Origin of the sequence: Pseudomonas sp. NPDC087803 (genome assembly GCF_044742995.1) — a bacterium.
Taxonomy (GTDB): Bacteria; Pseudomonadota; Gammaproteobacteria; order Pseudomonadales; family Pseudomonadaceae; genus Aquipseudomonas.
This window is the reverse complement of the sequence record NZ_JBIUVO010000028.1, coordinates 44248-58772: the sequence shown is the minus strand read 5'-3', so window position 1 is coordinate 58772 and position 14525 is coordinate 44248. Positions and strand designations below refer to the sequence as shown.

Annotated in this window: 8 protein-coding genes; 7 read left to right on the top strand and 1 reads right to left on the bottom strand. The window is 61.1% G+C overall.

What is annotated here, in order from left to right; all coding sequences use genetic code 11:
• The first annotated feature begins 196 nt into the window (after window positions 1–196).
• The 6 genes from recC to ACIOUG_RS15670 all read left to right on the top strand — a co-directional run bounded on the left by recC (window position 197) and on the right by ACIOUG_RS15670 (window position 11899).
• Entirely contained in the window at window positions 197–3649 is a 3453-nt protein-coding gene (gene recC, locus ACIOUG_RS15695) for an exodeoxyribonuclease V subunit gamma (protein WP_401066816.1), read from the top strand.
• The gene (gene recB, locus ACIOUG_RS15690; RefSeq protein WP_401066815.1) at window positions 3646–7335 is read left to right on the top strand and encodes an exodeoxyribonuclease V subunit beta; all 3690 of its coding nucleotides are present in this window, start codon (window positions 3646–3648) and stop codon (window positions 7333–7335) included. Before recC ends, recB begins: the two co-directional genes overlap by 4 nt.
• Window positions 7332–9440, top strand: coding sequence for an exodeoxyribonuclease V subunit alpha (recD, locus tag ACIOUG_RS15685; RefSeq protein ID WP_401066814.1), 2109 nt, complete (start codon window positions 7332–7334; stop codon window positions 9438–9440). Before recB ends, recD begins: the two co-directional genes overlap by 4 nt.
• Before the next feature lie 119 nt (window positions 9441–9559).
• Entirely contained in the window at window positions 9560–10135 is a 576-nt protein-coding gene (locus ACIOUG_RS15680) for a YfiR family protein (RefSeq protein WP_401066812.1), read from the top strand.
• Window positions 10132–11400: a diguanylate cyclase domain-containing protein gene (locus ACIOUG_RS15675; RefSeq protein ID WP_401066810.1), complete on the top strand. Its 1269-nt coding sequence runs from the start codon at window positions 10132–10134 to the stop codon at window positions 11398–11400. Before ACIOUG_RS15680 ends, ACIOUG_RS15675 begins: the two co-directional genes overlap by 4 nt.
• Window positions 11401–11443: 43 nt before the next feature.
• Complete coding sequence (locus tag ACIOUG_RS15670; protein ID WP_401066818.1) at window positions 11444–11899, top strand: OmpA family protein; 456 nt, start codon at window positions 11444–11446, stop codon at window positions 11897–11899.
• On the opposite strand, the gene ACIOUG_RS15665 is transcribed toward ACIOUG_RS15670, so the two are convergent.
• Window positions 11896–12843, bottom strand: coding sequence for a LysR family transcriptional regulator (locus ACIOUG_RS15665; protein ID WP_401066809.1), 948 nt, complete (start codon window positions 12841–12843; stop codon window positions 11896–11898). The genes ACIOUG_RS15670 and ACIOUG_RS15665 overlap by 4 nt on opposite strands.
• A gap of 150 nt (window positions 12844–12993) precedes the next feature.
• On the opposite strand from ACIOUG_RS15665, the gene ACIOUG_RS15660 reads away from it, so the two are divergent.
• Window positions 12994–14520 carry a CoA-acylating methylmalonate-semialdehyde dehydrogenase gene (locus tag ACIOUG_RS15660; RefSeq protein ID WP_401066808.1) on the top strand — a complete coding sequence of 509 codons (1527 nt, stop codon included), beginning with the start codon at window positions 12994–12996 and terminating at the stop codon, window positions 14518–14520.
• Window positions 14521–14525: the final 5 nt, after the last annotated feature.

Sequence of the window (14525 nt, the reverse complement as noted above, 5' to 3'; positions counted from 1 at the left end):
TAGTGTGGGGTTTCCCCATGTGAGAGTAGGTCATCGTCAAGATTAAATTCCGAAACCCCAATTGCGAAAGCAGTTGGGGTTTTGTTTTGCCCGCAAGAAAGTTCCTACAGCATGCAACGGTTCCTTCCGGCTGTCACAGCCAGCCGACAGTGCTAAGGTTCTGCCCTGGCTTTTGTACTTTTCCAAGGAAGCTTTTATGCCGGACGCCTCGTCCCTCAACGCTGCATTCATGGTGGTTCAGAGCAATAGCCTGGACGAACTGCGCAGCCTGGTGGTCAGCATCATGCGGCGCTATCCATTGGCGCCCTTGGAGAATGAAATCGCTCTGGTGCAGAGCAATGGCATCGCCCAATGGCTCAAGTTGGCATTGGCTGAGGATCCCCAGGACGATGATCTCGGCGGTTGCGGAATTGCTGCCGCCATTGACGTGCAATTACCCGGCAGCTTTATGTGGCAGCTCTACCGTATGGTATTGGGCCGAGACGAAATTCCAGCCAAGTCCCTGCTCGATAAAGCCCCGTTGACCTGGCGGCTGATGCGCCTCTTGCCGCAGGTGATTGATCGCCCGCATTTCGAGCCGCTACAGCGCTTTCTCACTCATGACACCGATCTGCGTAAGCGCTATCAGTTGTCCGAGCGTCTGGCAGACCTCTTCGACCAGTATCAGGTGTATCGGGCCGACTGGCTTGAGGATTGGGCCGAAGGCCGGCATCAATTACGCAATGTAAGAGGCGAGGTAAAGCCTCTGCCCCCGGTCAGTTGCTGGCAGGCTGAACTGTGGCGTGCGCTGTTGGAGGATGTCGGAGAGCAGGGGATGGCGCAGAGCCGTGCCGGCGTGCACCAGCGGTTTATCGAGCGCATAAACGCTCTTGAGCATGTACCTGCCGGGCTTCCCTCGAGAGTGATCGTGTTCGGCATCTCATCATTGCCTGCCCAAGTACTGGAAGCATTGGCCGGGCTCGCACGTTTCAGTCAGGTGCTGTTGTGTGTTCACAACCCTTGCCGTCACCACTGGGCCGATATCGTCGCCGACAAGGATCTGCTGCGCCATCAATACAAGCGCCAGAGTCGCAAGACTGGCATGCCGGTTGTACTCGATCCCGAAGCGTTGCACCAACACGCTCATCCGCTGCTCGCGGCCTGGGGCAAGCAAGGTCGCGATTACATCAACCTGCTCGACAGTTACGATGACCCCAACAGCTATCGCGCCGCTTTTCGGGACGGGCGTATCGACCTGTTCAGCGAAACGCTGCCGAAGAACCTGCTCAATCAACTTCAGGACGACATCCTCGAGTTGCGGCCACTCAATGAAACGCGTGAGCACTGGCCTGTGGTCGACCTGTCACGGGACGAGTCGATCCGCTTTCACATAGCCCACAGTGCCCAGCGCGAAGTGGAGATCCTCCACGACCAGTTACTCGCACGATTCAGCGCCAATCCGGATCTGCGTCCACGCGATGTGATTGTGATGGTGCCGGACGTCGACAGCTATGCACCGCATATCCGGGCGGTGTTCGGTCAACTGGATCGACATGATCCTCGTTTCATTCCATTCACCTTGGCCGACCAGGGCCAGCGCGGTCGCGATCCCTTGCTGATTGCCGTCGAGCACCTGCTCAAGTTGCCGGACAGTCGTTTCCCTGTCAGTGAAATCCTCGATCTGCTCGACGTTCCCGCATTACGCGCCCGTTTTGGCGTGCAAGAGCGCGATTTGCCGACGCTGCATCGCTGGATCGAAGGGGCGGGAGTGCGCTGGGGAATGAATGCCGAGCAACGCGCCGGTCTGGGCTTGCCGGATGAGCTGGAGCAAAACAGCTGGCATTTCGGTTTGCGGCGGATGTTGCTCGGTTACGCAGTCGGCAGCTCCAGCGCCTGCGCCGGTATCGAACCCTACGACGAAATCGGTGGACTGGATGCAGCGTTGATTGGCCCGCTGGTTGCCCTGCTCGACGCACTGGAACTGGCTCATCACGAACTCACTCAGATCGCTCAACCCCAGGTGTGGGGCCTGCGACTGCAAGTCCTTATGCAGCTGTTTTTCAAGGCCAGCAACGAGCACGACGATTATCTGCTGAGCCAACTCGAAGAGTTGCGCGAAACCTGGTTGCAGACTTGTGAGTCCGTCGGGCTGGTAGATGAATTGCCGTTGACGGTGGTCCGAGAAGCCTGGCTAGCGGGATTGGATCAGGGGCGTCTGTCTCAGCGGTTTCTTGCCGGCGCCGTAAACTTTTGCACACTGATGCCCATGCGCGCGATCCCGTTCAAACTGGTCTGTTTGCTGGGGATGAACGATGGCGATTACCCCCGGGCGCAACCGCCACTGGACTTCGACCTCATGGGCAGCGACTACCGACCGGGGGACCGTTCGCGGCGCGAGGATGATCGCTATCTGTTGCTTGAGGCGCTGCTGTCCGCGCGCAGTCAGCTGTACATCAGTTGGGTCGGGCGCAGCATCCGCGACAACAGTGAGCGGCCGGCGTCGGTATTGATCGGCCAGTTGCGCGACCACCTCGCCAGTGGCTGGCGACTCATCGACGAACATCAGGATCTATTGAGCGCCATGACCGAGGAGCATCCCCTGCAACCGTTCAGCTCGCGCTATTTCCATGAAGGCGATCAGCTATTCAGCTATGCCCGCGAGTGGCAGGTTCTGCACCAGAGTCATGAGCCCGAGCACGAGGCTGAACTACTCGCGCCTCATGTTCAGGAGGAGCCCCTGAGCTTGGCCCTTCTGCAGGACTTCCTGCGTAATCCGGTGCGGCATTTCTTCACTCAACGGCTCAAAGTCTATTTCGAGGCCGCCGAGGCTCCTTTGGCAGACGAAGAACCTTTCGTGCTGGACGCACTGCAGCGCTACACGCTGAGCGACAGCCTGCTCGAGGCCGCACTCAGACAGCCGGACAATATCGCTCAGGCGCTCGAGGAGCACGCGCGGCGTTTGCAGAACAGTGGATTGCTGCCCATGGCCGGTTTCGGTGAATGCCTTCAGAGAGAGTTGATCGAACCGTTGCCGGACCTGTTGCAGCGTTATCAGCAACTACTGGCGCTTTGGCCAACACCGTTGACGAGTGCGATTCCTATCAGTCTTGATTTGCAGGGCGTGCGTGTTGAAGGCTGGCTCGCGGGGCTGCATCAACGCGCTGACGGTGGCGTGTTGTCAGTCACGACCATTCCCAACAGCATCGGCTCGATCAAAAGTCGAAAATGGCATCGCCTGATCAAACCCTGGGTCAATCATCTGGTGGCCTGCGCCAGCGGACTTTTGCTGACCACCGCGTTGGTTGCGAGTGACGATACGCTGTTGCTTGAGCCTATGGAGCAGGACCGAGCCGTGCGTTTCCTTGGCGATTTGCTGCTTGCATGGCAGGCCGGCATGCGTCAGCCACTGCCGATCGCGGTGAAGACGGCTTTCGCCTGGCTTGCTCAACCTGACCCGCTCAAGGCCGAAGCTGCCGCTCGCAAAGCCTACGAAGGTGACGGCCAGAACAGCGAAGGTGAACGCCGTGAGAGTCCTGCGTTGTCCCGTCAATTTGCCGACTTTGATGCGTTGATGGCCGAGGAAACATTCTCCGGTTGGTGCGATGCGTTATACCGTCCTTTATACGAAGCGCCATGGCGTTCCTTGAGCAGCGAAGGGGCACGCGCATGAGCACCAAGACACCACTGGCCCTGGCATTCCCGCTGCACGGCAGTCAGCTCATCGAAGCCAGTGCCGGCACCGGCAAGACCTTCACCATCTCGGCCCTCTATCTGCGTCTTATACTTGGCCACGGCGGTGAATCGCACGGCTTTGGCCGTGAACTGCTGCCCCCGCAGATTCTTGTAGTGACCTTCACCGATGCCGCCACCAAAGAGTTGCGTGAACGAATCCGTACGCGACTGGCCGAGGCTGCGCGCTTTTTCCGTGAAGAAACCCCCGCGCCCGACGGGTTGATCGCCGAACTGCGTGAGCAGTTTGCTCCGGCACAGTGGCCAGGTTGCGCCAATCGCCTCGACATCGCCGCGCAGTGGATGGATGAAGCGGCCGTGTCGACGATCCATAGTTGGTGTCAACGCATGCTGCGCGAACATGCGTTCGACAGCGGCAGCCTGTTTACCCAATCCCTGGAAACCGATCACAGTGATCTGCTCGGCGAAGTGCTGCGCGATTACTGGCGCCTGTTCTGTTATCCGATGCAGGGCGATGCTCTGAACTGGGTTCGCAATAATTGGGGCGGACCGGCAGCGTTGTTGCCGCGGGTGCGCGGTCTGTTTGGCAGTGAGCGCGACAGCGATGAAGGCAAAGCCCCTGCGCAGCTGATCGAAGAATGTCTGCAGGAACGCCGTGCGGCGTTGCTCGAACTGAAAATGCCTTGGCGGCAGTGGGCGGATGAACTGCTGGTGATCTGTCACGAGGGCGTGGCGAGCAAAGCTGTCGACGGGCGCAAGATGCAGGCACGCTATTTCGAACCCTGGTTCGAGAAGCTCAAGGCCTGGGCTGAAGACGAGTCCATGGAGCAACTGGACATCGGCACCGGCTTCACTCGATTGACCCCCGATGGGATGGCCGAAGCCTGGAAAGGCCAGGCGCCGAGCCATCCTGGTCTGGACGCGATGCCGGGGCTCAAGTCGAGCCTGGACTCACTGCCGACACCTGATGCCGCGGTGCTGTTGCATGCGGCGAAGTGGGTGGGTGCGCGCTTTGAAGAAGAGAAGCGTCGCCGTGCAGAAATGGGCTTCGATGACATGCTGTTGCGCCTCGATGCTGCGTTGCAATCCGATAGCGGCGAGCGCTTGTCGGCAGTGATCCGCGAACAGTTTCCAGTGGCCCTGATCGATGAGTTTCAGGACACCGACCCGGTGCAATACCGGATCTTCGAAAGCATTTACCGCATCGAAGACAACAGCTCGGATACCGGCCTGTTCCTGATCGGCGACCCCAAACAGGCGATTTACGCGTTCCGCGGCGCCGATATCTACACCTATCTGCGAGCGCGTCAGGCCACCACCGGCCGTCTGCATACGCTGGGCACCAACTTCCGCTCAAGCCACGGTATGGTGAGCGCGGTCAACCATGTATTCGAACGCGCCGAATCCCGTGAACAGGGACGTGGCGCGTTTCTGTTTCGACAGAGCACCGGAGAAAACCCGGTGCCCTTCCAGCCTGTTGAGTCTCAAGGTCGTAAAGAGCGGTTGCAGATCGCCGGGCAAGATGTCGCGGCGCTGAACGTCTGGCAACTGTCCTCGGATCAGCCGTTGTCAGGTGCGGTTTATCGCCAGCAGTTGGCGGCGACCTGCGCCAGCGAAATCACCGCATTACTCAATGGCGGGCAAACCGGTTCGGCGGGATTTGTCCAGAACGGTGAGGATTTCAGAGGCTTGCGGCCTTCCGACATTGCGATTCTGGTGCGCGACGGCAAAGAGGCCCAAGCGGTGCGCACAGAGCTTGCTGCGCGCGGGGTACGCAGCGTTTATCTGTCGGACAAGGACTCGGTCTTCGCCGCTCAGGAGGCCCACGATTTGCTGTCCTGGCTCAAGGCCTGTGCCGAGCCGGATGTCGAGCGTTCACTGAAGGCTGCGCTGGCCTGCATCACCCTCAATCTGCCGCTGGCTGAACTGGAACGCCTGAATCAGGACGAGTTGGTCTGGGAAGCCCGGGTCATGCAGTTCCGTGGCTATCGTGAACTCTGGCGCAAGCAGGGTGTACTGCCAATGTTGCGGCGTCTGCTGCACGACTTTCACCTGCCACAGACCCTGATCGCGCGTAGCGATGGCGAGCGGGTGCTGACCAACCTCTTGCACTTGTCGGAGCTGATGCAGCAGGCCGCCGCGGAACTCGATGGCGAGCAAGCGCTGATCCGTCATCTGGCCGAGCTTCTGGCGTTGTCCGGCCAGGCTGGCGAAGAGCAGATTTTACGTCTGGAGAGCGACGAACAACTGGTCAAGGTAGTAACCATCCACAAGTCAAAAGGGCTTGAGTATCCTTTGGTGTTTCTGCCGTTCATCTGCTCGGCAAAACCAGTGGACGGCAGTCGCCTGCCGCTGCATTACCACGATGTCTCGGGCAAGGCGCAGGTGACGCTGAAACCGACCGCCGAATTGATCGCCCTGGCGGACGATGAGCGTCTGGCCGAAGACCTGCGTTTGCTCTACGTCGCTCTGACTCGCGCGCAGCATGCGTGCTGGCTGGGTGTAACGGACCTCAAGCGCGGCAATAACAACAGTTCGGTGCTGCATCTTTCGGCGCTTGGCTATCTGTTGGGGGGAGGGCAAACGCTTGCTGAATCAACCGGTCTGAGTCGTTGGTTGCTGGATCTGCAAGAGAACTGTCTGGCCATTAGTCTGGGCGAAATGCCTCAGGCTACCCAGGAAATTTACCGTCCGGAACGTCATGAAGCGGTCCTCAGTACGACATTGGTGCCCACGCGCAAGGCCAGCGAGAACTGGTGGATCGCCTCTTACAGCGCCTTGCGTATCAGTGATGTGTTGAGTGTTGGCAGCGATGAGGCACCGGACAGTCCGCAAGCGCAAAAGCTGTTTGATGATGAGCGCCTCGACCCGGATTCGCCGCGCGAGATCGTGGCCGGCGGCGCCGATATCCATCGTTTCCCCCGCGGCCCGAACCCGGGGACCTTTCTCCATGGCCTGCTGGAATGGGCTGGCGAGGAAGGTTTTGCCGTTTCCTGCGAGTCGATCAAGGATGCCATTGGCCGGCGCTGCAACCTGCGCGGTTGGGAGGGCTGGATCACCACCCTGAGTGATTGGCTGCAGCATCTGCTCAAGTCTCCACTGCCAGCCGGTCGCGGACAGCCTCCGGTGGTACTCGAGCAGTTGAAACAATACCGCGTCGAGATGGAATTCTGGTTTGCCAGCCACAAGGTCGATGTTCTCAAACTCGATGAGTGGGTACGCGAATCCACCCACAACGGCGTGGCCCGTGTGGCCGCCGAGCCGGTGCAACTCAACGGCATGTTCAAAGGCTTCATCGACCTGACGTTCGAGCACGACGGTCGCTACTACGTAGCCGACTACAAATCCAACTGGCTGGGTGACGACGATGCGGCCTACACCGAGCAGGCCATGGAGCGCTCGATCCTCGACAACCGTTACGACCTGCAATACGTGTTGTATCTGCTCGCATTGCATCGGCAATTGAAGGCGCGGTTGCCCGGCTACGATTACGACCGGCATGTCGGCGGAGCGTTGTACGTGTTCCTGCGCGGCACCCGGGCAGACAGTCGCGGCGTGTATTTCGCTCGTCCGTCGAGAGAACTGATCGAGCGTCTGGATCGCCTGTTTCAGGGCAAGCCGGAACCGAAGGCCGAACCCGCATGGGAACAGGGGGTGTTGCTATGAACCGTACATTCGCCGACTTGGTGCCCGAGTCCCTGGCAACCGCCAGCCAGTCGAGCCTTGCACCGCTGACGAATGCCGCGGATTTGCTGTTGTTGCTCGGTCGTTGGGTCGAGCGCGGCTGGCTGCGCTCGCTGGACAAGGCCTTCGTCGCCTTCCTGCACGAACTCGCCCCCGACTCCGATCCGCTGGTATTGCTCGCCGCCGCACTGACCAGTCATCAGCTGGGTCACGGGCATGTCTGTCTGGACCTGTTCGAAACCCTCAAGGCGCCGGATTTCGCCCTGTCGTTGCCGCCCGAAGGGGATGTGCAGAATGGCGCGTTGCTGCTGCCATCACAGTTGCTGGAAACGCTGGATGGCGGGCATTGGTGCAAGGCGCTGGCGAACAGCTCTCTGGTTGCACTGGCCGTGGACAGCAGCGAGGCGGCACGACAGCGTCCATTGGTGTTGTCTGGCAAGCGTCTGTATCTGCGCCGCTACTGGGCTTATGAACGCCGTATCGACATGGCATTACGCATACGTCTGGCTCAGGGTGAAACACCGCCCGACGACTTGCCCAAGCGGCTCGATGAGTTGTTCGGTCCCGTCCGGCCCGGTGCGGTGATCGACTGGCAGAAACTCGCCTGCGCCCTGGCCACCCGTGGCGCCTTCAGCATCATCACTGGCGGCCCGGGGACCGGCAAGACCACCACGGTCGTGCGTTTGCTAGCGCTGCTGCAGGCGCCGGCGGTGGAGGCCGGTCAGCCGTTGCGCATTCGTCTGGCGGCGCCCACCGGCAAGGCGGCTGCGCGGTTGACCGAGTCCATCAGCCAGCAGGTGCAATCGCTGAAGGTCGCCGATGCGGTTCGGGAAAAAATCCCTTGCGACGTGACGACGGTCCACCGTCTGCTCGGCAGTCGTCCCGGCACCCGCCACTTCCGTCACCATGCCGGAAACCGTTTGCCGCTGGATGTGCTGGTGGTTGATGAAGCCTCAATGATCGACCTGGAGATGATGGCCAATCTGCTCGACGCGTTGCCGGCGCATGCGCGCCTGGTACTGCTCGGTGACAAGGATCAGCTCGCGTCGGTTGAGGCCGGGGCGGTGCTGGGCGATCTGTGCCGCGACGCCGAAGCCGGCAGGTATGACCCGCAGACCCGGCGGTGGCTGGAGTCGGTCAGTGGCGAGTCGTTGCAGGACAGTGGCCTGCACGAAGACAGCGACGGCGAACACCCTCTGGCCCAGCAGTTGGTGATGCTGCGGCATTCGCGGCGCTTCGGTGAAGGCAGCGGCATCGGTCAACTGGCGCGGCGGGTCAATCAGCAGTTGCCGGATGAGGCGCGCCAGTTGTTGACGGCCGGGCACTACGACGATGTTTTTTCCCTGCCACTCAAGGGTGAACACGATCACAAGCTGGAGCGACTGCTGCTCGAAGGTCATGGCGACGGTCCACAAGGTTATCGCCACTATCTGAGCGTGCTGCGCAATCAGCGCCCGCCAGCGGGCCGACCGCTGGAGCATCCGGACTGGCTCCACTGGGCACGGGATGTGCTGCAGGCGTTCGACACCTTCCAGCTGCTGTGTGCGGTGCGTAAGGGACCTTGGGGCGTTGAAGGGCTGAATCTGCGGATCACCGAAGCATTGCTCAAGGCGCGCCTGATCGAACATGACCAGCAGTGGTACGAAGGCCGCCCGGTGTTGATGACCCGCAACGACTATGGTCTGGGTTTGATGAATGGCGATATCGGCATCGCCCTCAAGTTGCCCGAGCGTGAAGGTCCGGAGGCTGGCAAACCGGTATTGCGCGTGGCCTTTCCGCGCAATGACGGGCAGGGCGGTGTGCGCTTCGTGTTGCCGAGCCGGCTCAACGACGTTGAAACCGTGTACGCCATGACCGTGCACAAATCCCAGGGCTCGGAGTTCGCCCACACCGCGCTAATCCTGCCGGATGCCCTGAATCCGGTACTGACCAAGGAATTGATCTACACCGGAATCACTCGCGCGAAAAACTGGTTCACCCTGATCGAACCCCGGCCAGGGGTGTTCGAGGAGGCGGTGCAACGCAAGGTCAAGCGGCTGAGCGGCTTGATGCTGGAACTGGAGGAGGGCAGCGAGGCTCGGGGATGAAAGATCTGGCGATTGGCGGCGGTTACTGACCAGCCGGTCAGAAGGCACTGTCTCGCTGGTGTTACTCCGCTGTGCTATCGTTGCGGCATCATTTCGCTACGATCCAAGAGAATCCCTGCATGAAGGTGGCAGTCTGGGCGACAGAGCGCGTGGTTCGCTGCAAACACGCATTGCTTGTCGGTCTGCTCTGTTTGCTGACGGGCGTTGCCGTTGCGCAGCCACAAACGCCCGCAGGCATGGCCGAACAACGCGCCCAATCGGTGACGCAGGTTGTGCTTGGCATCCTCAGCTATGCACGCTGGCCGGTCGAACCTGCGCAGTTGCGCCTGTGTATCGTCGGCCCCACCGAGTACACCGATGATCTGGTCAAAGGCACCACGCAAGCCACTGGTCGTCCGGTCACTGTGCGCCGGTTGCTGGCCGACAATCCGGCCATCGTCAGTGAATGCGATGCGGTGTACATCGGCAAACTCACCGCAGATGAACGCAGTCGGCTGTTCACTTCACTGATCGGCCATCCAGTGCTGAGCATCAGTGAAGGTGGCGACCAGTGCACGGTCGGCAGCCTGTTCTGCCTGCGCGTCGGCGATGAGCAGGTGTCCTTCGAGGTCAATCTCGATTCCGTCGCCCGCAGCGGCGTACGCATCCACCCGAGCGTGCTGCAGTTGTCGCGCCGCAAACCGGCGGCGCCATGAAGCTGTTCGGTTCCAGAACCCGCCCGACACTGGGCTCGGTCATCGGCCGTGGGCATTTGATTGTCGCGCTGGTGGCCGTGACGATGGCCAGTGTGTCGCTGACCCTGCTGGGGGTTCTCGCGCTGCGGGTCTACGCCGATCACAATCTGCACCTGATTGCGCGCTCGATCAGCTACACCGTGGAAGCGGCGGTAGTGTTCAACGACAAGGCTGCCGCCACCGAGGCGCTGGCGTTGATCGCGTCCACCGAGGAAGTGGCGGACGCACAGGTTTTCGATGCGCAGGGCAAGCTGCTGGCACGTTGGCAGCGGCCCGAGAACGGCTTGTTCTCCGAAATGGAAATGCAGGCCGCCCGCACTATTCTGGAAAAGCCGATCAGCCTGCCGATCCTGCATCAGGATCGTGAAATCGGGCGCATCCTGCTGGTCGGCCACGGCGGCAGCCTCATGCGCTTTTTGCTCAGCGGTCTGGCGGGGATCGTCCTCTGTACCGCGATCAGTGCCTGGGTCGCGCTGTATCTGGCGCGCCGACAGCTGCGCAGCATTACCGGCCCACTTCGCAGCCTCGCGGCGGTGGCCCACGCCGCCCGCAGCGAGCGTGCGCTGGATCGACGGGTACCGCCGGCGCAGATCGCCGAACTGGATAACCTCGGCAACGACTTCAATGCCCTGCTCGACGAACTCGAATCCTGGCAAACCCATCTGCAAAGCGAGAACGAAACCCTCGCCCACCAGGCCAGCCATGACAGCCTCACCGGCCTGCCGAACCGGGCGTTTTTCGAGGGCCGGTTGATTCGCGCCTTGCGCAATGCCGGCAAGCACAACGAGCGGGCGGCGGTACTGTTTCTCGACAGCGACCGCTTCAAAGGCATCAACGATAACTTCGGCCACGCCGCTGGCGATGCCGTGCTGGTGGCGGTCGCCAATCGGGTGCGCGCGCAACTGCGCGAAGAAGATCTGGTGGCGCGGCTGGGCGGCGATGAATTCGCCGTGCTGCTCGCGCCATTGCACAAGATCGAAGACGCCGAACGCATTGCCGACAAGATTCTCGCCAGCATGGACATGCCCATCGCGCTGCCGGGTGACACCAGTGTGGTGACGTCGCTCAGTATCGGCATTGCGGTTTTCCCCGATCATGGTGCCACCCCAGGTGCCTTGCTCAATGCTGCCGACGCGGCGATGTATCAGGCCAAGCGCCTGTCGCGTGGCGCTCAATCCACTGCCGGGACGGAGAGCCCGGTCGTCAATCTTCAAACCAGGAGCTGATTCCGTGTTCAGATTTCCCGCTCGACTGTTTTCCGCCTTGTTGATGATCGCCGTACTGGCGCTGACCGGGTGCCAGACCGCACCGCAAAAAGGCCTGACCCCGGCACAGATTGCCGTACTCAAACAACAGGGCTTCGAGCCGACCGACGAGGGTTGGGCATTCGGCCTGTCGGGCAAAGTGCTGTTTGGCAGCGATATCGAAAGCCTGAACGCGCAGAGCACCGAGATCGTCGAACGCATCGGCAAGGCGCTGGTGGGTGTCGGCATTGAGCGGGTGCGAGTCGACGGTCATACCGACGCCTCGGGCAAAGAGGCCTACAACCAGCAACTGTCACTGCGCCGTTCCAAGAGTGTGGCCAAGGTGCTGACCACCGTCGGCATGAAGGTAGAGAACATCCAGTTGCGCGGACTGGGCAGCAGCGAGCCGGTGGCGTCCAACAACACTGCCGCCGGACGAACCGAGAATCGTCGGGTGTCGATTGTGGTCAGCGCCGATTAATCGGCAAACCGCATCTCGCGGGTCTGCCCCATCAGCAGACCCTGATTGCACTCGGTCACCTCACGGATGTAATCCCACAACAGGGTGATCCGCTTCAACTTGCGCAGATCCTCCCGGCAGTACATCCAGAACTGCCGGGTAATGTCGATTTCCTCGGGCAGCACCGGCAGCAGGCGCGGATCCTGCGCGGCGAGGAAGCACGGCAGAATCGCCAGTGAACGCCCTTGCTGCGCGGCGACGAACTGCGCGATCACACTGGTGCTGCGCAGGTTTGCGCTGGCGCCGGGCAGCACGTTCGCCAGGTACAGCAGCTCCGAGCTGAACGCCAGGTCATCCACATAACTGATGAATTGATGCTTGCCCAAATCGGCCGGGCGGCGGATCGGTGGGTGCTGGTCGAGGTAGTCCTGGGTTGCGTAGAGCTGCAAGCGGTAGTCGCAGAGTTTGCAGCACACGTACGGGCCGTGCTCCGGGCGTTCCAAAGCGATGACGATATCGGCTTCGCGCTTGGACAGGCTGATGAAGTGCGGCAGCGGCAGGATGTCCACCGAAATCGCCGGGTAGGCGTCGACGAAGTGGCTCAGTTGCGGGGTGATGAAAAAGCTGCCGAAACCTTCGGTGCAACCCATGCGCACGTGCCCGGAAAGTGCCACACCGGAGCCCGAGACCTGCTCGCAGGCCATGTGCAACGTGCTTTCAATCGACTCGGCATACCCCAGCAAACGCTGGCCTTCGGTGGTCAGCACGAAACCGCTGGTGCGCGATTTTTCGAACAGCAATGTCCCCAGCGCCGCTTCCAGCGAACTGATGCGCCGCGACACGGTGGTGTAGTCGACGGCGAGCCGTTTGGCCGCGGTGCTGGCCTTGCGGGTGCGGGCGACTTCGAGGAAAAACTTCAGGTCGTCCCAGTTCAGCGACCCCAGGGAGGTGATGTTTTTTTGCATGATGGACGGGCTTATATGTGCGTTCTTATTAGAAGTTTGCACATCTATACTCCAAAAACAGTCCGACAACCAATTCGTGACACACGCCTCATCTCAAGGCGAACCCCTTCGCCTTGGCTCCTACGATAAAAACAAGTTTCGGAGACCAGCATGAACGCATCGCTTACGCCCAACGAAACCACGGTCCAGAAGGTCAAGCTGCTGATCAACGGCGAGTGGGTCGAATCGCAGACCACCGAGTGGCACGACATCGTCAACCCGGCGACCCAGCAAGTGCTGGCCAAAGTCCCGTTCGCCACCGCCGCTGAAGTCGATGCCGCCATCAGTGCCGCGCACCGCGCGTTCCAGACCTGGAAACTGACCCCGATCGGCGCGCGCATGCGCATCATGCTCAAGCTGCAGGCACTGATCCGCGAGCACTCCAAACGCATCGCCGTGGTGCTGAGTGCCGAGCAGGGCAAGACCATTGCCGACGCCGAGGGCGATATTTTCCGTGGCCTGGAAGTGGTCGAGCACGCCTGCTCCATTGGTACCCTGCAAATGGGCGAGTTCGCCGAAAACGTGGCGGGCGGCGTCGATACCTACACCCTGCGCCAGCCGATCGGCGTGTGCGCCGGCATCACCCCGTTCAACTTCCCGGCGATGATTCCGCTGTGGATGTTCCCGATGGCCATCGCTTGCGGCAACACCTTCGTGCTCAAACCGTCGGAACAGGATCCGCTGTCGACCATGCTGCTGGTAGAGCTGGCGATTGAGGCGGGTGTTCCGGCCGGTGTGCTCAACGTGGTTCATGGTGGTAAAGAAGTCGTCGATGGCCTGTGCACTCACAAGGACATCAAAGCTGTATCGTTCGTTGGTTCGACGGCGGTCGGTACCCACGTTTACGACCTGGCCGGCAAGCACGGCAAACGCGTGCAGTCGATGATGGGCGCGAAGAACCACGCCGTGGTGCTGCCGGACGCCAATCGCGAGCAAGCGCTCAACGCCTTGGTCGGCGCCGGTTTCGGTGCGGCCGGGCAACGCTGCATGGCCACCTCGGTGGTGGTGCTGGTCGGAGCGGCGAAACAATGGCTGCCGGATCTGAAAGCGCTGGCGCAGAAACTCAAGGTCAACGCCGGCAGCGAGGCGGGCACCGATGTCGGCCCGGTGATCTCGAAAAAAGCCAAGGCGCGGATTCTCGAGCTGATCGAAAGCGGCATCAAGGAAGGCGCCAAGCTTGAACTCGACGGTCGCGACATCAAGGTGCCGGGCTACGAGCAAGGCAACTTCGTCGGCCCGACCCTGTTCTCGGGCGTGACCACCGACATGCAGATCTACACCCAGGAAATCTTCGGCCCGGTGCTGGTGGTGCTGGAAGTCGACACCCTTGATCAGGCCATCGCGCTGGTCAACGCCAACCCGTTCGGCAACGGCACGGGCCTGTTCACCCAGAGCGGTGCAGCGGCGCGCAAATTCCAGAGTGAAATCGACGTCGGCCAAGTCGGTATCAACATCCCGATTCCAGTGCCGGTGCCGTTCTTCAGCTTCACCGGTTCCCGTGGTTCGAAACTCGGCGACCTCGGCCCGTACGGCAAGCAAGTGGTGCAGTTCTACACCCAGACCAAAACGGTCACGGCGCGCTGGTTCGATGACGACAGCGTCAACGACGGCGTGAACACCACCATCAACCTGCGCTGAGGACT